Origin of the sequence: Ancylobacter sp. G4_0304, assembly GCF_047501495.1 — a bacterium.
Classification (GTDB): Bacteria; Pseudomonadota; Alphaproteobacteria; order Rhizobiales; family Xanthobacteraceae; genus Ancylobacter.
Genome location: NZ_JAZDRM010000027.1, coordinates 30,022 through 50,755, shown reverse-complemented (window position 1 = coordinate 50,755; position 20,734 = coordinate 30,022). Strand labels below are relative to the sequence as shown.

The following is a 20,734-nucleotide window of genomic DNA, read 5'->3' as shown; positions in this document are numbered from 1 at the left end:
GGATGACGCGATGACGCCCGACACCCTTCCCGCACCCCTGCTACGGCTCGACGCCGTCGAGAAGCGGTTTGCCAATGCCGTCACCGCCCTCAAAGGGCTGGACATGGAGGTGCGGCAGGGCGAATTCCTGTCGCTGCTCGGTCCTTCCGGCTGCGGCAAATCCACCGCGCTGCGGCTCATCGCCGGCCTGTCGGAGCCCACAGCCGGCCGGCTCATCTGGAACGAGAAGGAGCGCGCGCCGAACTCCATCGGCTTCGTGTTCCAGGAGCCGACGCTGATGCCCTGGGCCAGCGTGTTCGGCAATGTGTACCTCCCGCTCAGGCTCGCCGGCCAATCGCGGCGCGCGGCGGCGCCGGCGATCGAGGAAGCGCTGGAGCTGGTCGGGCTCGCCGGCTTTCGCGATGCCTATCCGCGCGAATTGTCCGGCGGCATGAAGATGCGCGTGTCCATCGCCCGCGCGCTGGTGACGAAGCCGCGCCTGCTGCTGATGGACGAGCCTTTCGCCGCGCTCGACGAAATCACCCGCTTCAAGCTGAATAACGACCTGTTGGAAGTGTGGCGCCGGCTGAACTGCACCATCGTCTTCGTCACCCATTCGGTGTTCGAATCGGTGTTCCTGTCGACGCGCATCCTGGTGTTCCGCGCCCGGCCGGGGCAGGTGTCCTCGGCGCTCGACATCGATCCGAACCAGCCGCGCGACGAGGCGTTCCGCACCTCGCCGGAATATGCCGGCCTGTGCCGCGATACCTCGCTCGCGCTGGCCCGCGCCATGGAAGCGGGCGAGCCCCTCTCCCCCGTCTCGCAGGCCGGCTGACGGAGGGCGGGGCGATGAACGCGAGGAGCTTCGAGAATTCGCCGTTCCGCTGGCTGCTCCCCGTGCTGGTGATGGCCGCCTTCGTTCTCGCCTGGGAGGCGGTGGTGCGGGTCAACGACCTGCCGCCCTATATCCTGCCGGCGCCCTCGCGCGTGATCGAGACGCTGATCGCCGACCGCGCCGTGCTGTTCGCCTCAATGCTGGTGACGCTGAAGACCACGGCGCTCGCTTTGCTCGTCGCCATTGTCGGCGGGGTGGCGCTGGCGCTGGTTTTCGCCAGCGCGCGCATCGTGGAATTCTCGCTGTTCCCGATTGCGGTGATCCTTCAGGTGACGCCGATCATCGCCATCGCGCCTTTGATGCTCATCTACCTGTCCACCGACACCGCCGTGCTGATGTGCGCCTTCATCGTCGCCTTCTTCCCGATCCTGTCCAACACCACGCTCGGGCTGAACTCGGTGGACCCGAATTTGCGCGACCTGTTCGCGCTGTCGGGCGCGAGCCGGCTGCAGACGCTATTGCAACTGCGCCTGCCGACCGCCCTGCCCTATTTCCTCGGCGGCGCGCGCATTGCTGGCGGGCTGGCGCTGATCGGCGCGGTGGTGGGCGAGATCGCGGCCGGCTCGGCGGGCCAGGGCTCCGGCCTTGCCTTCCGCATCGTGGAATCCGGCTACCGGCTGAACATTCCGCGCATGTTCGCCGCCCTGCTGCTGATATCGCTGGCGGGCATCCTGATCTATGCCGCGCTCAGCCTCGTCTCCTGGCTGCTGCTGCGGCGCTGGCACGAGAGCGCGCTGCAACGGAGCCGCTGACCGCCATGGCGTTCGACCTCGCCCATCCGCCCCGTCATTTCGCGCTGACAGGGCTGCGCGCCCCGGCCTGCCTGGTGCCGCATCTGCGCGCGGAGCCCGACCGCGAGGGGCTGGTCGCCCTCGATGTCGCGATCGACGACGGCGACATTTCCCGCGTCGTCCCGGCGGGCGCGCTGGACGGCGACGTCAGCAGCGATCTGCCCCGCCTCGCCATGGCCGGCGCCCTCGTCTTTCCGGGGCTGATCGACGCCCATACCCATCTCGACAAGGGCTTCATCTGGCCGCGCGCGCCGAACCCGGACGGCAGCTTCGCCGGCGCGGTGCGGGCGGCCGATACCGACCGCACCGCCAACTGGAATGCGGAGGACGTGCGCCGGCGCATGGAATTCGGCCTGCGCTGCGCTTATGCGCACGGCACGGCGACGATCCGCACCCATCTCGATTCCATCGGCCCGCAGACCGCCATCTCCTGGCCGGTGTTCGACGAAATGCGTGCGGAATGGGCGGGGCGCATCGCGCTCCAGGCGGTCAGCCTCACGCCCATCGACCTCGTGCTGGACGATGCCGAGTTCGACGCGATGCTCGCCGCCGTGCGCCGCTATAACGGGGTGCTCGGTGCCGTGACCTATGCCGGCCCGCATCTTGATGCCGGGCTGGAGCGGTTGTTCGACGCCGCCGAGCGTTTCGGCCTCGATCTGGATTTCCATGTCGACGAAAGCGCCGACCCCATGGCCCGCTCCCTCGCCCGCATCGCCGAGGTCGCGAACCGGCGGCGCTTTGCCGGGCGCATCCTCGCCGGCCATTGCTGCTCGCTGGCGCGGCAGGACGAGGCGTCGATTGACCGCACGCTGGACGCGGTGGCGCGGGCGAACATCGCCGTGGTCTCGCTCCCGATGTGCAACCTCTATCTTCTGGACCGCGCGCAGGGGCGCACGCCGCGCTGGCGCGGGGTCACGCTGCTGCACGAGATGGCGGCGCGCGGCATCCCTGTCATGGTGGCGAGCGATAATGCCCGCGACCCGTTCTATGCCTATGGCGACCTCGATCTGGTCGAGGTCTATCGTGAGGCCACCCGTATCGCCCATCTCGACCACCCGCTCGCCGGCTGGCCGGCCATCGTAACTCGCGCGCCAGCGGAGGCGCTCGGGCTCGACGGACACGGGCTGATCGCGCCGGATCGGCGCGCCGATCTGGCCATCTTCCGCGCCCGCAGCCTCAATGAGATGCTCGCCCGCCCGCAGGCCGACCGCATCGTGCTGCGCGCCGGCCGCGCCATCGACACCACGCCGCCGGACTATGCCGAGCTCGACGATTGGATGGGAGGCTGTGATGGCGCCTGAAGCCCGCTACGACCTGAGCGCCTTGCGCGCCCGCCTGCCCGGCATCCGTTTCGAGGACAATCCCGCGCTGGTGCGCCAGAAAAGCCGGGACTTCTACTGGTACTCGCCGACACTCAAGCGCCAGCTCGACGCGGTGAGCGCCGACCTCGTCGCCTTCGCCACAAGCGAGGACGAGGTCCTCGATATTCTGCGCGCCTGCTACGCCCTGCGCATCCCGGTCACCCCGCGCGGTGCCGGCACCGGCAATTACGGACAGGCCATGCCGCTGGCGGGCGGCGTGGTGCTGGACCTCTCCGGCCTCGACAAGGTGCTGGAAATCGCCCCCGGCCGGGTGCGGGCGCAGGCTGGCGCCATCCTCGCCGACATCGATGTCGCCTGCGCGGCCAGCGGGCAGGAATTGCGGCTGCACCCCTCGACCTATCGTACGGCAAGCCTCGGCGGCTTCATCGCCGGCGGCTCGGGCGGGGTCGGCTCCATCACCTGGGGCGGGCTGCGCGACCTCGGCAACATCATCGCCCTCACCATCGCCACCATGGAGGCCGAGCCGCGCGTGCTGGAGCTTACCGGTGATGAGGTCTCAAAGGTCGCCCATGCCTATGGCACCAACGGCATCATCCTTTCCGCCGAGGTTCCGCTCGCCCCGCGCTATGACTGGGTGGACGTCATCGTCGGCTTCGAGGAATTCGGCGCGGCGGCGTCCTATGCCAACGCGCTCGGCGAGCAGGATGCCATTCTCAAGAAGCTGCTTTCGGTGATCGCCGCCCCGGTGCCGCAGAGCTACTTCCTGCGACACCGCAAATATCTGCCGGACGGACGTCATGTGGTGCTCGCCACCATTGCCCCGATGGCAATGAGCGCGTTCGAGGCCTTCACCGCGCGCCATGGCGGGGGGATCCTGCTGCGCTCGGATCAACTCGCGCCGGAGGAAGCCAAGGGCCTGCCCCCGCTCTACGAACTCGCCTGGAACCACACCACGCTGCGCGCGCTCCGCATCGATCCGTCGATCACCTATCTGCAGGTGCTGTACCCGTTCCCGAACCAGCTTGACCTCGTGGCGAACATCCACGCCGCGCTCGGCGACGAAGTGCCGGCGCATCTGGAATTCGTGCGCTTCGACGGCAAGGTGACCTGCTTCGGCCTGCCGCTGGTGCGCTATTCCACCGAGGCGCGGCTGGAGGAGATCGTCGCGCGGCACGAGGCCATGGGCGCGCCAATCTTCAATCCGCACCGCTACACGCTGGAGGAAGGCGGCATGAAGCAGACCGACGCCGCCCAGCTTGCCTTCAAGCGGGACGCCGACCCTGTCGGCCTGCTCAATCCGGGAAAGATGATCGCCTGGGACCAGCCGGATTTCGACTTCGGCGCCGGGCGGACCTATCTGTTCGCCGGGCTCGGCAACTGATCCCGGAGGCCGGCCGCAATGCGCATCCTCGTCGTCTACTGCCACCCGGTTCCCGACAGCTTTGGCGCGGCGGTGCGCGACGCGGTGATTCGCGGCCTCGCCAATGCCGGGCACGAGGCCGATCTGCTTGATCTTTATGCCGAGCGTTTCAATCCGGTGATGAGCGAATCCGAGCGCCGCAACTATCACAGCGAGGGCGGCAACATCGCGCCGGTGGCCGACGAACTCGCGCGGTTGAAGCGCGCGGACGGGCTGGTCTTCGTCTATCCGACCTGGTGGTACGGCCCGCCCGCCATGCTGAAAGGCTGGCTCGACCGGGTGCTGGTGCCCCATGAGACCTTCGGCATGCCCGGCCCGCTGCGCATGCTGGAACGCCGGCTCACAAACATCCGCGTGCTCGCCGCCGTCTCGACGCTCGGCTCTCCCTGGCTGTGGTGGCTGTGGATGGGCCAGCCCGGCCGGCGCATCCTGCTCTCGGGCGTCGGCGAGATCGTGCATCCCAAGGCGCGCCGGCTATGGATGGCGCTGCACAGCATGGATTCGGCCAGCGCCTCCCGGCGCGCGGCGTTCCTCGCGCGGGTAGAGGCGCGGTTTTCCCAGCTGCGGGCCAAATAACGTCGCCTTACTGATAATTTTGACGGCGAAGCAGATTGCAGCCATGCTCCTGTCACGACATATCGTTTCTGTTACAACAAATAGTTGCTGCAATGGAGCGTCGGACGGAGGCCCCTATGAAGGACGGCTTCGATAAGAGCATCGGCAACCGGCTGCATCATGCGGCCCGGCTGCAGCGCGCGCTGGCGGCACGGCGGCTGACCGAAATCGGCCTGTTTCCCGGCCAGGAAACCGTGCTCAAGCTGCTCATGGAATCCGATGGCCGCACCATGACCGAGCTCGCCGACGCTCTCAGGGTGCGCCCGCCCACGGCCTCCAAGACCGTCGGCCGGCTCTCCGCCCAGGGGCTGCTGGTCCGCCGCGCCTCGGAGGGCGATGCCCGGCTGGTGCGGGTCCACCTCACCGAGGAGGGCCGCTCGCGCGCCGGGGCGATCGATGCCATCCGCGACTCGCTGGAGGACCAGATGGTCGCCGGGCTCGACGGCAAGGACCGCAAGCGCCTGCGCAAGCTGCTGCGCCGGCTGGAGAAAAACCTCTCGCTGCAACTCGGCGCCACCATTTCGGAGCCCGATGACGAGCCGGACGGCCCGGAAGAAGCGAGCTGAACCGACGAACCGGCACGGCGGCCGATCATTCCGCACGCATCGCGTGATCGGATGGAAACACATGATCGATAAAATCTGTTTCTTATCGTAATTTCCGTCGCCGCCCGCTTGTGGGGGCCGCCCGGCGCGCCTAATCCATGCTTGCGCTCCCTGAGCCGCTGTCGAGGGGGCGCGTCGGCACGGCCCGGCCCACGAGACCGACGCCTGCCTGCCGACGCCTGCCCTCAAGCCCGCGAGTAGCGCCTTGAAGCCCGCCTCCCCCGGCGCCTCGCCGAGCCGACTGCCCGATTCGGACGATCCCCGGACGCGCCTGACCGGCATCGGGCTGATCTGCGTGGCCTTCGTGCTGTTCACCCTGCTGGACACCACGGTCAAATGGCTGAACCACACCGTGCATCCGCTGGAGATCGCCTGGGCGCGCTATGCCGGGCAGTTCGTGCTGTCCTTCCTGGTGCTGAACCCGTGGTCGACGCCCGGCTTCTGGCGCACGCGGCGGCTGGGGCTGCAGATCACGCGCTCGTTGCTGCTGGTGGGAACCACGCTGGGCAATTTCTTCGCCCTGCAATATCTCCAGCTCGACCAGACCATGTCGATCACCTTCTCGACGCCGTTCCTGGTCGCGCTGTTCGCCGGCCCGCTGCTCGGCGAATGGATCGGCGTGCATCGCTGGCTCGCGATCATGGTCGGCTTTGCCGGCATATTGATCATCGTGCAGCCGAGCACGCAGGGCCTGCATCCGGCGGTGCTGGCTTCGCTCGGCGGGGCGCTGTGCTACGCGTTCTACAACATCTCGACGCGCATGCTGGCGGCCACCGATTCCACCGCGACGACGATGTTCTACACCTCCTTCGTCGGCACCGCGGTGCTCACCGTGCCGCTGCCCTGGTTCTGGTCGGTGCCGGGCGAGGCGCTCGTCATTGGCGGGCTGTCGCTGCTGGGCATTTTCGGTGGGCTCGGCCATCTGCTGGTGGTCATGGCCCATCGCCGCGCTCCGGCGGCGGTGCTCTCGCCCTTCCTCTACACGCAGATGATCTGGATGATGCTGTCGGGCTGGCTGATTTTCCACCAGACCCCGGACACCCCGACCCTGATCGGCGCCGGCATTGTCATCTGCTCGGGTCTTTACCTCCTGTGGCGCGAACGCGTGCGCCACGCCACCCGGTCGCTGGAAGCCAATCTCGGCGAATGAGCCACCTCCGGGTGCTTGAAACCGTCCCGGCTTTGATGACGAATAGCCGCGCAAGCGGTTTCCCGTGCCTGTCCGGAAAGCCGCCCGTACCAGAGGGAATGACGCCGATGAGCGATGCCGAGAACCGCCCCGACCTGCTGCAGACCGGCCCGATGATGCCGATGATCGAGGCGCAGCTCGCCGAGCATTTCACCGTGCACCGCCTCGATGCGCCCGACGCCGAACAGATACTCGGAGAGCTTGGGCCTCGCATCCGCGCCGTTGCCACTGGCGTCAATTCCACCAGCGGCGGCAAGACCCGCGTCACCGGCGCGCTGATGGCGAGGCTGCCGGCGCTGGAGATCGTGGCCAATTTCGGTGTCGGCTATGATGCGGTCGACGTGGCGGATGCCGCCGCGCGCGGCGTCATCATCACCAACACGCCCGGCGTGCTCGACGACGAGGTGGCCGACCTGTCGGTCGCGCTGCTGCTCGCCACGCTGCGCCGCGTGCCGCAGGCCGATCGCTTCGTGCGCGAGGGCAAATGGCCGAAGGGCGGCTTCCCGCTCTCGCCCACGCTACGCGACCGCACCATCGGCATTGTCGGCATGGGCCGCATCGGCCAGGCGATCGCAACGCGGCTGGAAGGCTTCGGCCGCCCGATCGCCTATCACAGCCGCCGCCCGGTGCCGGGCCTCGCCTACGCCCATTATCCCGAGCTGATCGCCATGGCGCGCGATGTCGATGCGATGATCGTCATCGTCCCCGGCGGGCCGGCGACGCTGAACATGATCAATGCCGAGGTGCTGGCGGCGCTGGGTCCGAATGGCGTGCTGATCAATGTCGCGCGCGGCTCGGTGGTCGACGAGCCGGCGCTGATCAAGGCGCTGGCCGACGGCACCATTGCCAGCGCCGGGCTCGATGTGTTCGCCGACGAGCCGAACGTGCCCGAGGCGCTGCGCGCCATGGATAATGTGGTGCTGCTGCCGCACATCGCCTCCGCCACCCATGTGACGCGCAACGCCATGGGCCAGCTCGTGGTCGACAACCTTCTCGCCTGGAAGGCCGGCAAGCCGCCGCTCACCCCGGTGCCCGAAACCCCCGTGCCTTCCGCCTGAACCGGGTAGGGCGTGACCTCGTAGCAGGGCGGTGCTAGCCTGCGGCGACATCTCCCTCGATGAAAGTGCCTCACATTCATGCGCGGAACCGTCCTTCCGGCTGTGAAGCTGCTTCTGGCGGGCCTGCTGGCGCTTGCCGCCCTGTTGCCGGCGCATGCCCAGACGCCGCCGCCCGCGACCGAGGCGGCCGGCGATGATGCCCATCTCGTCGGGGACTATCAGCTTGCCAGCGCCGACGGCATGAGGGCCTGCCCGATCCTGCTGTCGGCCCGCGCCCTGCGCGCCCCGGCGGCCGACGCGCCCACTCTCCACGAGGTGACGCTCGATCGTGCGGCCTGCGCGCAGACCATCGCATTCAGCGTCGACATCGCCGGCTGGAGCATGGGGCCGGGCAACGCCATCCGGCTCCATGACGCCCGCGGCGCGCTGGTGGCGGAGTTCACCGAGGGCGTGGGCGGCACCTGGGAAGCGCTGCGCGAGCGCGACGGCGTGTATTTCCTGATCAATCCGCGCCTCGCCGATCCGGTGGAACAGGCGCGGCCCGACGACATGTTCGGCCTGTGGGACGTGGCGCGCGCCTATGGGCGGCCGGTCTGCCGCATCCGGCTGTCGGATGCCTCGGCGCGGCAGGGCGCGTACCGGCTCGACCCGGACGGCGGCTGCCGCCTACTGTTCGGCCGCTTCATGCCTGACCGCTGGCGCATCGAGCGCGGCGATCTGGTGCTGGAATCGGCCGCCGGCGTCGCGCTGCGTTTCGCCAGCAACGAGGAAGGCGGCTTCACCAAGGTGCCCGAGGACAGCCGCCCGCTGTTCCTTTCCCGCGTGCGCTGAGCGCCCGCGTCTTCCGCTATCCCCGCTTCTGGTTGTAGACGTCGAGGCACACGGCGCCGAGCAGCACCAGCCCCTTGATGACCTGCTGGTAGTCAATGCCGATGCCGAGGATCGACATGCCGTTGTTCATCACGCCCATGATCAGCGCGCCGATCACCGCGCCACCGACCCGGCCGACGCCGCCATAGGCCGAGGCCCCGCCGATGAAGCACGCGGCGATCACGTCCAGCTCGAAGCCGAGGCCAGCCTTCGGCGTCGCCGTGTTCAGCCGGGCGGCGAAGATCAGGCCGGCGAGCGCCGCCAGCACGCCCATGTTCACGAAGGTGAGGAAGGTCAGCCGCTCGGTCTTGATGCCCGAGAGCTTGGCCGCCTTCTCGTTGCCGCCGACGGCGTAGATCTGCCGGCCGATCGTGGTGCGGGTTGTCACGAAGGCATAGAGCGCGATCAGCACCGCCATGATCACCAGCACGTTGGGCAGGCCGCGATGCGAGGCGATGAGATAGGCGAAATAGGTGATGATGGCGAACAGCACGACATTCTTGGCGAGGAAGAACCCGTAGGGTTCGGTCTCGACATTGTGGGCCTCCTGCCGGGCCCGTCCACGGAAGTTCAACCAGACCAGCGCGACGGCGAGTGCCGCGCCGAGCGCCAGCGAGGTCGGGTAGAGCGTGCCGGCGTCGGGCACCAGTTCCGGGATGAAGCCGGAGGACAGCCGCTGGAACCCGGTCGGGAACGGCCCGACCGACTGGCCGGCGAGAATGGCCAAAGCGAGCCCTTTGAACACCAGCATGCCGGCGAGCGTGACGATGAAGGATGGTATCCTGAAATAGGCCACCCAATAGCCCTGCGCCGCGCCGATAAGCCCGCCCAGCGCCAGGCAGATCACCACGGCGGGGATCGGGTGCAGGCCGTACCTCACCATCAGCACCGCCGCCACGGCACCGATGAAGCCCGCCACCGAGCCGACCGAGAGGTCGATATGGCCGGTGACGATGATCAGCAGCATGCCCAGCGCCATGATGACGATATAGCTGTTCTGCAGCACGAGATTGGTGAGGTTCAGCGGGCGCATCAGCGTGCCGTCGGTCACCACCTCGAAGAACACCATGATCGCGCAGAGCGAGATCAGCATCCCGTATTCGCGCAGATTGTTCTTCAGAAAGCCGGCATGGTGCGGCTTGTTCAGCGCGGTCTCGCTCATGCGCGTGCCTCCATTGGACGATGTTCTCCCTTGCGCATGATGGTGCGCATGATCCTCTCCTGCGTCGCCTCGGCGGCCGGGAACTCGCCGACGAAGGCGCCCTCGGCCATCACGCAGATGCGGTCGCAGATGCCGAGCAACTCCGGCATCTCGGAGGAAATCACCACCACGCCCTTGCCGGCATCTGCCAGCTCATTGATGATGCAATAGATTTCGTATTTGGCGCCGACATCGATGCCGCGCGTCGGCTCATCCAGGATCAGCACCTTGGGATCGGTGAACAGCCATTTCGACAGCACCACCTTCTGCTGGTTGCCGCCGGAAAGCTTGCCCACCTCCTGATAGACGCTGTGGCTGCGGATGCGCATGCGGCCACGATAGTCTGACGCGACGCGCAGCTCCTGAAGGTCGTCGATTACCTGTCCGGAGGCGACAGCCGGCAGATTGGCCAGCGTGATGTTCTTGCGGATGTCCTCGGCGAGCAGCAGGCCGAGCTGCTTGCGGTCTTCGGTGACATAGGCGAGGCCGGCGTCGACGGCGCGGCGCACCGTCGAGAGGTCCACCTCCCGCCCCTCGATCTCGGCGCGGCCGCTGATCTTCTGGCCCCAGGAGCGGCCGAAGACGCTCATGGCGAATTCGGTCCTCCCGGCGCCCATCAGGCCGGCAATGCCGACGATCTCGCCGCGGCGGACCTCGAAATCGACATGGCGGATCACCTGCCGCTCGCCATGCAGCGGGTGATAGGCCGACCAGTCCGAAACGGTGAAGATCGGTTCGCCGATATCGGGCGTGCGCCGGGGGTAGCGGTGTTCCAGATCGCGATCGACCATCTTCATGATGATGCGGTCTTCCTCCACTGCGCCATTGCTGCAGTCGAGCGTGTCGACGGTGCGCCCGTCGCGCAGCACGGTGATGCGGTCGGCGACCTTCGAGACCTCGTTCAGCTTGTGCGATATGAGGATCGAGGCGATGCCCTGCGCCTTGAACTCCAGCAGCAGGTCGAGCAGCGCCGCGCTGTCCTTTTCGGAGAGGCTGGCGGTCGGCTCGTCGAGGATGAGCAGGCGGACCTCCTTCGACAGCGCCTTGGCGATCTCCACCAATTGCTGCTTGCCGACGCCGATATCGGTCACCAGCGTGTCGGGCGCCTCGTCGAGGCCAACCTTGGCGAGCAACGCCTTGGTGCGCTGATGCACCGCGCCGCGGTCGATGACGCCGAAGCGTCCGGGCGGATTGGCGATAAAGATGTTCTCGGCGATCGACATCAGGGGGATCAGCGCCAGTTCCTGATGGATGATGATGATGCCGAGCCGCTCGCTGTCGGTAATGGCGCCGAAGCGGCGCTCCTCGCCGTCGAAGACGATGGCACCCTCATAGGAGCCGTGCGGGTAAACCCCGCTCAGCACCTTCATCAGCGTCGATTTGCCGGCGCCGTTCTCCCCGACCAGCGCGTGAATCTCGCCGGCCTCGACGGTGAAGCTGACCTCGTTCAGCGCCCGCACGCCGGCGAAGTGCTTGCTGATGCCCCGCATTTCCAGAAGCGCGCTCATGATGCCGCCTTGCCTGTGAGCTGAAGATGTCGGGCGCCTTGATGACGCCCCTTCCGGAGAACCGGCGCTTCGTTCACGCCCTCCGGCGCGAGGTTGCCCGGCGGATGCGGGGCCGGGAGACGCTCCTCGGCCCCGTCCAATCCTTAGGTACCAATCAGTTGACCTGATCGGCCTTATAGTAGCCGGAGCCCACCAGCACCTGCTCCCAATTGCCCTTGTCGACGACCACGGGCTTGAGCAGGTAGGACGGCACGACCTTCACGCCGTTATTGTAGGTCTTGGTGTCGTTCACCGGCACGGTCTTGCCGCTCAGCGAGGCGTCGACCATGTCGGCGGTCACCTTGGCAAGGTCGCGGGTGTCCTTGAACACGGTCGAATATTGCTGGCCGGCGAGGATCGACTTGACCGAGGGAACTTCCGCGTCCTGCCCGGTCACCACCGGCATCTTCATGTTGCCGGAGCCGTAGCCCACGCCCTTGAGCGAGGACAGGATGCCGATCGACAGCCCGTCATAGGGCGAGAGCACGCCGTCGAGCTTCTTGTCGGTGTAGTAGGCGCTCAGCAGATTATCCATGCGCGCCTGGGCGGTGGCGCCGTCCCAGCGCAGCGTCGAGACCTTGTCCATGCCCATCTGGCCGGAGGCGATCTTCAGCGTGCCGTTGTCGATCAGCGGCTTCAGCACCGACATGGCGCCATCGTAGAAGAAATAGGCGTTGTTGTCGTCCGGCGAGCCGCCGAACAGCTCGACATTGAAGGGGCCCTTGTTCTCAGGATAGCCGAGCCCCTTGAGCAGGGATTCCGCCTGCAGCACGCCGACCTGGAAATTGTCGAAGGTCGCGTAATAGTCGACATTCGGCGTGTCGCGGATCAGGCGGTCATAGGCGATGACCTTGATTCCCTGGGCCTGGGCCTGCTTCAGCACGTCCGAGAGCGTCGTGCCGTCGATCGAGGCGATCACCAGCACCTTCGCGCCCTTGGTCACCATGTTCTCGATCTGCGAGAGCTGGTTGGGGATGTCGTCTTCGGCATATTGCAGATCGGTGCCGTAGCCGCGTTCCTTCAGCACCTTCACCATGTTGTCGCCGTCGGCGATCCAGCGGGCGGAGGATTTGGTCGGCATGGCGATGCCGACCGTGCCCTTGTCCTGCGCGGCGGCCGGGAGGGCGAGCGATAGGGCGCCGAGCGACAGCGCGGCGGCGGAAAACAGCGTCGTGAGGCGTTTCATGTTCAGCTCCTTGAGCGTTCCGTGGTCTGCGTTTCCTTGGACGCCTTCGGCGTGCCGGGTTGTTGGCGGGAATGTCCCGCTTGAAGGGATCGCGCCTCACCGGTCGGCGCGCAGTGTCTCCCGTGACAGGGCGAAGGCGGCGTCATAGGCCGCGATCACGGCGCGTGCCTTCGCCTTCACCTCGCCGGGCGCGGCGCCGGGCCGGTAGAGGCTGGAGCCGAGGCCGAAGGTGCGGATGCCGGCGCGCGCATAGGCGGCGAACTCATTCGCGCCGACGCCCCCGACCGCGCCGACCACCGTGCCCGGCGGCAGCACCACCGCGATGGCCTGGATGAGGGCGGGGCCGAGCAGGTTCGCGGGAAAGAACTTGAGCGCGGAGGCGCCGGACCTTACCGCGAGCAGCGCCTCGGTCGGGGTCAGCACGCCCGGCATGGTCACCATGCCGTGGCCGGCGGCCCGCGCCAGCACCTGCGGATCGACATTCGGGCTGACCACGAGGCGTCCGCCGGCCGCCGCCAGCCGGTCGACCTCCGCGCACTCCAGCACGGTGCCGGCGCCGATCAGCACGCCCTGTGGGGCCAGCCGCGCCGCAATCTCGATAGAGGCGAACGGCTCGGGCGAATTGAGCGGGATCTCGATCGCCTCAAAACCTTCCTCGATCAGGGCATCGACGATGCCCTCAGCTTCGTCCGGGCGCACGCCGCGCAGGATCGCGACTAGCGGGCGCCGCATCGTCGGCCAGGGAACGCGGGCGTGGATCGTGGTCGTCATGCAAGGCTCCTTTCCGGCCGGAAGGCGGCGCACGCGGCGGCGTGAAGGCCGGCGCGGACGAGTTCGTCGGCGTCGAACGCCGCGACGCCGACGACCCCGGCGAGGGAGAGCGCCGTGCGATAGGCCGGGGCGGCCGGGCCGGACGCCACGAGCGCAAGACCGTCGAGCCCGCCGAAGCTCGACCGCGCGCCGGCGATTTCCACCCCGAGCAGCACGCCCGACAGGCGGTCGAGCGCGGCTTGGGGCTTTTGTCCCGCCAGCAACCAGGACGCCCGCAGGCGGAACAGGTCGCTGGCGAGCCGCTCGGGCGCGTCGAGGCCCTCGCGCACGCCGGCCGCGAAGGCCGGGGAACCGGCATCGACGGTCTCGGCCCCGGCAACCGCCGGCAAAATCACCGAGGTGCTGCGCAGCAACTGGAACAGTTCGCCGGTCATGAAGGTGGCGAAGCTTCGGACCGCGCCATCTTCCACCACCACCCATTTGGAATGGGTGCCGGGCAGGCAGGCGAGACCGCCGAAGCCCTGCCGTGCCAACCCAAGCAACTGCGTCTCCTCGCCCCGCATCACGTCCGGCTGGGCCGGATTGCGCTGGGCGAGGCCGGGCAGGATGCGGATGGGGCGGCGTGCCGAGGGCACCTCGACGGCCTGCCCGACGACATGTTCGAGCCTTGCGGGCATGTCGACATAGGCGGCCTCGACCCAGCCGCCGCGCGATCCCACCATGCCGCACATCATCACCGGCACGCCCTCGGCAACGCCGAGCGCGGCGAGATGGCTCTCCAGCACGTTCTCGAACCCCGCCTCGGCCGAGGCGGCGAGCCCCTGCCCGCTGCGCCGCTCGCCGAGCACCCGGCCGTCGCCGTCGAGCGTCCACAGCCGGAAGCTCGACGTGCCCCAGTCGACCACGACATGAGAGAGCGCGCACATCACACGCCTCCAAGCCTTGCGCGCGCCTCGGCAAGCCCGCGCACCCCGATGTCGAGCACGAAGGTCCGTCCGTGATGCGGATCGGCGGCGCGGGCCGCCTCGTCCATGTGCTGCCAGGCCGAGGTCACCAGCACCCGGTCGAAGCCGCGCCCGACGAAGACCGGGCAGCTCGCCTGCGACGCCGGAACGGCAACGCTGCGCACGAGTTCGCCTTCCGGCGAATAAGCGTTGAGCCGCGCGTCCCCCCAGATGGCGCACCAGAGCCGCCCGTCGGCATCGATCACCGCGCCGTCCAGGCCGCCTTGCCCGCGGTGGCGATGGAGCACGACGGGCGCCTCCAGCGGCAGCCCGGTCGCCGGGTCGAGGCGAACGCGGTAGAGGGCGTTCTCCGCAGTGTCGGCGAAGTAGCCGGTCGCGCCGTCACGCGAGAAGCAGATGGCATTGGGTATGGTGATGGCGGGAAAAAGCGGGCGCACCGTGCCGGCGTGCCAGGCATAGATCGTCCCGGCGCCTGGCTCAGCGCGCCGGCCCATCGTACTGAACCAGAACGTCCCGCTCGGGTGCACCCGCGCGTCGTTGGAGCGCGTCGCCGCATTGTCCGCTTCCACGGGCGCGACCATGGCGAGCGTGCCGCCGGCGATGTCGCGGCGCATCAGGCCGTGCTCGGTCGCCAGCAACTGGCTGCGGTCGTCGATCATGGCGAGCGCGCTCGCCATCACCGGCAGATCGTGGGCTACGATCTCACCGGTGCCGAGCCGCGCCTCGAACAGGCAACGTTCGAGAATGTCGAACCACCAGGCAGTGTCGCTCGCCGCGTCGTAGTTCGGCCCCTCGCCCAGATGGCAGCGCTGGTCGCACAGCAGCTCCGCCGGCAGCGCCTCGGGTGCCGCGATCGTGGCGGCCGGGGATGGGCTAGTGGGGAATGCGCTAGTGGTTGTCACGCGGCATCCCCCTGGTCTGGGCGATCCGCTGATAGTCGACCGCGGGCTCCAGCACCGCGCCGGTATCGAGCTGGCCGACGAAGCGGCGCTGGATTTCCTGCCACGGCGTCTGGCTGGCGGGATAGGCATAGCCGCCCGCCGCCGCCAATTCTTGCCGGCGCCGTTCAAGCTCCTCCTCCGGCACCAGCATGTTGGCGCTGTTGCGCCTCAGGTCGATGCGCACCCGGTCGCCGGTGCGCAGCAAGGCGAGCCCGCCGCCGGCCGCCGCTTCCGGCGAGGCGTTGAGGATCGAAGGCGAGCCCGACGTGCCGGACTGCCGGCCATCGCCGATGCACGGCAGTGCGTGGACGCCCGCCTTGATCAGGTAGTCGGGCGCCCGCATGTTCACGACTTCCGCCGCGCCGGGATAGCCGACCGGCCCGGCGCCGCGCATGAACAGGATCGTCGTCTCGTCGATGGCGAGAGCGGGATCGTCGATGCGGGCGTGGTAGTCCTCCGGCCCGTCGAACACCACGGCGCGGCCCTCGAAGGCTTCCGGGTCGTCGGGATTGGAGAGATAGCGGACACGGAACTCGGCTGAGATCACGCTGGTCTTCATGATGGCGGAGGAGAACAGATTGCCGCGCAGCACACGGAAGCCGGCGTTCTCCTTTAGCGGCCGCTCATAGGGGCGGATCACCGCCTCGTCCTCGATCCGCGCTGCCCGGCAATTGTCGCCCAGCGTGCGGCCATTGGCGGTGATGGCATCCTCGGCGATCAGCCCCTGCCCCATCAGCTGGTTGACCACGGCCGGCACCCCCCCGGCGTGGTAATAGTCCTCGCCGAGATACTCGCCGGCCGGCTGGAGGTTCACGAGCAGCGGCACTTCCTCGCCATAGGTCTGCCAGTCGTCGATGGAGAGCTCCACGCCGACATGGCGCGCCAGCGCGTTGAGGTGGACCGGCGCATTGGTCGAGCCGCCGATGGCGGAATTCACCCGGATGGCGTTGAGGAAGGCGTCGCGGGTGAGGATGTCCGAGGGCTTGAGGTCCTCGCGCACCATCTCCACGATGCGCAGCCCGGTGCGGTAGGCGATCTCCTGGCGGTCGCGATACGGCGCGGGTATCGCCGCCGAGCCCGGCAGCTGCATGCCCAGCGCCTCGGCGAGCGAGTTCATCGTCGTCGCCGTGCCCATGGTGTTGCAATAGCCGGTCGAGGGCGCCGAGGAGGCCACCAGCTTCACGAAGCCCTGATAGTCGATCTCGCCCTTGGCCAGCAGCTCGCGCGCCTTCCACACGATGGTGCCGGAGCCGGTACGCTGGCCCTTGTACCAGCCGTTGAGCATCGGCCCGACCGATAGCGCAATGGCCGGGATGTTGACGGTCGCCGCCGCCATCAGGCAGGCCGGCGTGGTCTTGTCGCAGCCGATGGTGAGCACCACGCCGTCGAGCGGGTAGCCGTACAGCACCTCGACGAGGCCGAGATAAGCGAGGTTACGATCAAGCCCGGCGGTGGGGCGCTTGCCAGTCTCCTGGATCGGGTGCACCGGGAATTCGATGGCGATGCCGCCGGCCTCGCGTATGCCCTCGCGGGTGCGCTTGGCGAGTTCGAGGTGGTGCCGGTTGCAGGGCGAGAGGTCCGAGCCGGTCTGGGCGATGCCGATGATCGGCCGCCCGCTCTGCAACTCCTCCTGGCTGAGGCCGAAATTGAGGTAGCGCTCCAGATAGAGCGCGGTCATGTCGACATTGTCCGGGTTGTCGAACCAGGCGCGGGAGCGGAGCGGACGCTCGGGTTTGGGAGATGTGCCGTGCATGGTGCGCTCCGGGGTCAAAGGGTCGAGAAGCGGTAGATCGAGACGTGGCGATAGGTCTCGCCGGGGTCGAGCCGCGCGGACGGGAAGTCGGGCCGGTTCGGCGAATCGGGCCAGGCTTGCGGTTCCAGGCAGAAGGCATCGGACTGGCGATGGAGCCGCCCAAACTTCCCCGCCGCCGTGCCGTCGAGGAAATTGCCGGAATAGAACTGCAGGCCCGGCTGATCGGTGAACAGCTCCATCACCCGTCCGGAGCCAGGGTGCTCGACACGGGCGGCGAGGCGCGGCGCATCGGCCGCCGGGTCGCGCAGGCAAAAATTATGATCGTAGCCGCGCCCGAGCTGGAGCTCTTCATGCGCCTCGCGGATCCGCTCGCCGATCGGGGTCGCGCTGCGGAAATCGAACGGCGTGCCGGCCACGGCGGCCGGACCGCCGGTCGGGATCGCCCCGGCGTCGACCGGCAGATAGGCGTCGGCGTGGAGCGTGAGGACATGGCCGAGCACGTCGCCGGCCTGCTCGACGCCGGCGAGGTTGAAATAGCCGTGATGGGTGAGGTTGACGATGGTCGGCGCCGTGGTCGTCGCCTCGAAAGTGATGCCGAGCTCGGTGCCGCTGACGCGGTAGGTGACGCGCACGCGCAGCTCGCCGGGAAAGCCCTGGTCGCCGTCCGGGCTGACGAGGCCGAGCGTGACCGAGGGCGCGGCGCCGCCGGTCGCCTCCTCGATGGTCCAGAGCCGGCGGTCGAAGCCGTCCGGCCCGCCATGGAGCGCGTTCGGCCCGTCATTGGCCGGAATGCGGCAGCTCCGCCCGTCGAGCGCGAAGCGCCCGCCCGCGATGCGGTTGGCGTAGCGCCCGACCGTCGCGCCGAAGAAGCGGCGCTCCCGCAGATAGTCCTCCGGCGTGTCGTGGCCGAGCACGACATCCCCCGGCGTGCCGTCGCGGTCCGGCACATGCAGAGCCTGCACGGTGGCGCCCAACGTGAGGATCGCCACTTCGAACCCGTCCGCCCCCCGCAGGCGGATGCACTCCACCGGCGCGCCGTCGGGCAGCGTGCCGAAGCGGTCGATCTGGAGCGTGTCGAGGGCGGAAGCGGTGCTCATCGCTCAGTACTCGAAAGGGTCGACAATGGTGCGCCGGCCAAGCAGGAAGGCGTCGGCAACGAGGGCGAGCGGGGTGGCGTCGACGTCGGAGCGCCCGGCGCGGATCAGCTCGACGAAATGCCGGTAGATGCCGGCATATTCCGCCTCCTTCGCGTTGATCAGCGCCACGCCGTCATGGAACAGCTTCGCGCCGCCGGAGGACAGAGTGAGATTGCCGGCGTCGGTTTCGACGCGGATGTCCCAGGTCTGCGAGCCGGTCTGCAGGAAATCGAGCTCGGCGCGGATCGGCACGCCTTCCGTGTCGGCCATGTCCAGCTCGGCGGCGATCGGCGCCGCCCGATTGGCGGGAAAGGCGAGATGCGCTGAGGTGAGGAACACCGGGCGCGGCAGGATGCGGGTGAGGATCGACAGCGCGTTGATCGCCGGATCGAACACGCCGAGCCCGCCCGGCTCCCAGATCCATTCCTGCCCCGGATGCCAGACCCGCACATCCTCCTTCCACTCGATGGTCACCGAGCGAATGTTGTGATCCGCGAGGAAGGCCCGCGCCGGCTCGACGGCAGCCGCGAAGCGCGAGTGCCAGGTGGCGAACAGGGTGCGGCCGGTCGCCTCTGCCGCCGCCGTCAGCGGCGCCAGCTCGCTCACCGTCGCGCCGGGCGGCTTCTCCAGCAGCACATGCTTGCCTGAGGCCAGCGCGAGCGCGGCCTGGCCGCGCCGGACCTGAGGCGGCGTGCACAGCGCGACCGCGTCGATCTCCAGCCCGTCCGCCAGCATGTCGTCGAGCGTGGCGAAATGGGCGATGCCGTCGAGCGCCGCGTTGCGGCTGGCGACTGCCGCGAGTTCGATGCCCGGCGTCGCGGCGATGGCGGGAATGTGCTGGTCGCGGGCGATCTTGCCGAGGCCGACAATGGCGAGGCGGAGCGGGTTCATGAGCGGGGCTCCGTGGGGGCGTCCATGATGCCGTCGACGAGGCGCGGCAGGTGCAGGGGATTGCCGTCCCGCACCGCGGGGGGCAGCAGCGCGTCCGGCAGATCCTGGTAGCAGACCGGCCGCAGGAAGCGGCGGATGGCGAGCGTGCCGACCGAGGTGGAGCGCGCGTCGCCGGTGGCCGGGAACGGGCCGCCATGAACCATGGCGTGGCAGACCTCGACGCCGGTCGGCCAGCCATTGGCGAGGATACGCCCGGCCTTCTCCTCCAGCAGCGGCAGCAGCTCCGCCGCCAGCGCGTGATCCGCCGGTTCCAGATGCAGCGTGGCGGTGAGCTGGCCTTCCAGCGCGCGGGCGACCTCCCGCATCTCGGCCGCGTCGGCGCAGCGTATGACGAGGGACGACGCGCCGAACACCTCGTGCGAAAGCACGGGCTCGGTAAGGAAGGCGCCCGCCTGCGCCACGAACAGAGCCGGGCGGCAACTGTTCGGCCCTGCATCGGCGCCCCGGGCAATCTCCGTCACACCGGCACTGCCTTCGAGCCCAGCGACACCCTTGCCATAGGCGCCGGCGATGCCGGGGGTGAGCATGGTCGCCGCCGGCGCCGCCGAAACCGCCGTGCCGGCGGCGGTGATGAAGCGGTCGAACCCCTCGCCCGCAAGGGCGATGACGAGCCCCGGATTGGTGCAGAACTGGCCCGCGCCCAGCGTCAGTGAGGCGACGAAGCCGGCGGCCAGCGCCTCGGCGCGTTCGGCCAGCGCGGTGGGCAGCAGGAACACCGGATTGATGCTGCTCATCTCGGCATAGACCGGGATCGGCACCGGGCGGTTCGCGGCGATCCTCATCAGGGCGAGGCCGCCGGCGCGGGAGCCGGTGAAGCCGACCGCCATGATGCGGGGATCGGCGACCAGCGCGCCGCCCAGTTCGTTGGAGCGACCGGTGAGCAGCGAAAACACGCCCTCCGGCAGACCGCTCTCCCGTACCGCCTCGCGGATCGCGCGGCCAACCAGCTCGGAAGTGCCGGGATGGGCGGGGTGGCCCTTGACGATGACCGGACAGCCGGCGGCGAGCGCGGAGGCGGTGTCGCCGCCGGCCACCGAAAAGGCCAGCGGGAAATTGGAGGCGCCGAACACCGCCACCGGCCCAACGCCGATATGGCGCAGCCGCAGATCCGCGCGCGGCAGGGGCTTGCGGTCGGGCTGCGGCGGATCGAGCCGCGGCTCGTCGGCGCCGCCGGCGCGCACCCAGCCCGCGAACAGCCGCAACTGTCCGATGGTGCGGGCCCGCTCGCCCTGCAGCCGAGCTGCCGGCAGGCCGGTCTCCTGCATCGCCCGCTCGATCAGGGCGTCGCCGATGGCCTCGATCTTGGCCGCTATCAGGTCGAGAAAGGCGGCCCGCCGTTCCGGCACGGTGGCGCGGTAGAGCGGGAAGGCCTCCGCCGCAAGGCGTGCGGCACTCTCGACCTCGGCCGGCCCCGCCTCGCTGAAGGCCGGCTCGATCTCGACGCCGCGCGACGGGTCGACGGCACGGAACGTCGCGGTAGTGGACAGGTCGCGCGAGCCGATGAGGATGGCGCCGGTGATCATGTCGCGTGTGGTCATG

The 20,734-nt window shown here is 68.8% G+C and carries 19 protein-coding genes; 9 read left to right on the top strand and 10 right to left on the bottom strand.

The genetic code is table 11. The annotated features are described in order from the left end of the window. Window positions 1-10: 10 nt before the first annotated feature. The 9 genes from VRZ77_RS15675 (at window position 11) to VRZ77_RS15635 (ending at window position 8,705) form a co-directional block, all read left to right on the top strand. Entirely contained in the window at window positions 11-814 is an 804-nt protein-coding gene (locus tag VRZ77_RS15675) for an ABC transporter ATP-binding protein (RefSeq protein WP_414593540.1), read from the top strand. Between the two features lie 14 nt (window positions 815-828). Beyond that, window positions 829-1,626, top strand: a complete 798-nt coding sequence (locus VRZ77_RS15670; protein WP_414593539.1) for an ABC transporter permease — start codon at window positions 829-831, stop codon at window positions 1,624-1,626. 5 nt (window positions 1,627-1,631) lie between these two features. Beyond that, window positions 1,632-2,966: a cytosine deaminase gene (locus tag VRZ77_RS15665; protein WP_414593538.1), complete on the top strand. Its 1,335-nt coding sequence runs from the start codon at window positions 1,632-1,634 to the stop codon at window positions 2,964-2,966. Further along, the gene (locus tag VRZ77_RS15660) at window positions 2,956-4,368 is read left to right on the top strand and encodes an FAD-binding oxidoreductase (protein ID WP_414593537.1); all 1,413 of its coding nucleotides are present in this window, start codon (window positions 2,956-2,958) and stop codon (window positions 4,366-4,368) included. The genes VRZ77_RS15665 and VRZ77_RS15660 overlap by 11 nt, the downstream gene beginning before the upstream one ends. Window positions 4,369-4,386: 18 nt before the next feature. After that, complete coding sequence (locus VRZ77_RS15655; protein WP_414593536.1) at window positions 4,387-4,983, top strand: NAD(P)H-dependent oxidoreductase; 597 nt, start codon at window positions 4,387-4,389, stop codon at window positions 4,981-4,983. Between the two features lie 116 nt (window positions 4,984-5,099). Beyond that, entirely contained in the window at window positions 5,100-5,588 is a 489-nt protein-coding gene (locus VRZ77_RS15650) for a MarR family winged helix-turn-helix transcriptional regulator (protein ID WP_414593535.1), read from the top strand. A gap of 244 nt (window positions 5,589-5,832) precedes the next feature. After that, window positions 5,833-6,777, top strand: coding sequence for a DMT family transporter (locus VRZ77_RS15645; RefSeq protein ID WP_414593534.1), 945 nt, complete (start codon window positions 5,833-5,835; stop codon window positions 6,775-6,777). A 107-nt stretch (window positions 6,778-6,884) separates the two neighbouring features. Next, the gene (locus VRZ77_RS15640; RefSeq protein WP_414593533.1) at window positions 6,885-7,874 is read left to right on the top strand and encodes a 2-hydroxyacid dehydrogenase; all 990 of its coding nucleotides are present in this window, start codon (window positions 6,885-6,887) and stop codon (window positions 7,872-7,874) included. Window positions 7,875-7,952: 78 nt separating this feature from the next. Then, complete coding sequence (locus VRZ77_RS15635) at window positions 7,953-8,705, top strand: AprI/Inh family metalloprotease inhibitor (protein ID WP_414593532.1); 753 nt, start codon at window positions 7,953-7,955, stop codon at window positions 8,703-8,705. A gap of 16 nt (window positions 8,706-8,721) precedes the next feature. Here the strand turns inward: VRZ77_RS15635 and mmsB are convergent, their stop codons facing one another. The 10 genes from mmsB to VRZ77_RS15585 form a co-directional block, all read right to left on the bottom strand. Further along, the gene (gene mmsB / locus VRZ77_RS15630) at window positions 8,722-9,906 is read right to left on the bottom strand and encodes a multiple monosaccharide ABC transporter permease (protein WP_414593531.1); all 1,185 of its coding nucleotides are present in this window, start codon (window positions 9,904-9,906) and stop codon (window positions 8,722-8,724) included. After that, on the bottom strand, window positions 9,903-11,453 hold the full coding sequence (gene mmsA, locus VRZ77_RS15625; protein ID WP_414593530.1) for a multiple monosaccharide ABC transporter ATP-binding protein: 1,551 nt from the start codon (window positions 11,451-11,453) through the stop codon (window positions 9,903-9,905). Before mmsA ends, mmsB begins: the two co-directional genes overlap by 4 nt. A gap of 154 nt (window positions 11,454-11,607) precedes the next feature. After that, window positions 11,608-12,678: a multiple monosaccharide ABC transporter substrate-binding protein gene (gene chvE, locus VRZ77_RS15620; RefSeq protein WP_414593529.1), complete on the bottom strand. Its 1,071-nt coding sequence runs from the start codon at window positions 12,676-12,678 to the stop codon at window positions 11,608-11,610. Window positions 12,679-12,774: 96 nt separating this feature from the next. After that, entirely contained in the window at window positions 12,775-13,449 is a 675-nt protein-coding gene (locus VRZ77_RS15615; RefSeq protein ID WP_414593528.1) for a 2-dehydro-3-deoxy-6-phosphogalactonate aldolase, read from the bottom strand. Then, a complete protein-coding gene (locus VRZ77_RS15610; protein WP_414593527.1) occupies window positions 13,446-14,375 on the bottom strand; it encodes a 2-dehydro-3-deoxygalactonokinase in 930 nt (309 codons plus the stop codon). The genes VRZ77_RS15615 and VRZ77_RS15610 overlap by 4 nt, the downstream gene beginning before the upstream one ends. Continuing rightward, complete coding sequence (locus VRZ77_RS15605) at window positions 14,375-15,316, bottom strand: SMP-30/gluconolactonase/LRE family protein (RefSeq protein ID WP_414593526.1); 942 nt, start codon at window positions 15,314-15,316, stop codon at window positions 14,375-14,377. The genes VRZ77_RS15610 and VRZ77_RS15605 overlap by 1 nt, the downstream gene beginning before the upstream one ends. Beyond that, window positions 15,303-17,108: an IlvD/Edd family dehydratase gene (locus VRZ77_RS15600; protein ID WP_414593525.1), complete on the bottom strand. Its 1,806-nt coding sequence runs from the start codon at window positions 17,106-17,108 to the stop codon at window positions 15,303-15,305. The genes VRZ77_RS15605 and VRZ77_RS15600 overlap by 14 nt, the downstream gene beginning before the upstream one ends. A 14-nt stretch (window positions 17,109-17,122) precedes the next feature. Continuing rightward, window positions 17,123-18,205 carry an aldose epimerase family protein gene (locus tag VRZ77_RS15595; RefSeq protein ID WP_414593524.1) on the bottom strand — a complete coding sequence of 361 codons (1,083 nt, stop codon included), beginning with the start codon at window positions 18,203-18,205 and terminating at the stop codon, window positions 17,123-17,125. A 3-nt stretch (window positions 18,206-18,208) separates the two neighbouring features. Then, entirely contained in the window at window positions 18,209-19,135 is a 927-nt protein-coding gene (locus VRZ77_RS15590; RefSeq protein WP_414593523.1) for a Gfo/Idh/MocA family protein, read from the bottom strand. Beyond that, window positions 19,132-20,733, bottom strand: coding sequence for an aldehyde dehydrogenase (NADP(+)) (locus tag VRZ77_RS15585; RefSeq protein WP_414593522.1), 1,602 nt, complete (start codon window positions 20,731-20,733; stop codon window positions 19,132-19,134). Before VRZ77_RS15585 ends, VRZ77_RS15590 begins: the two co-directional genes overlap by 4 nt. Window position 20,734: the final 1 nt, after the last annotated feature.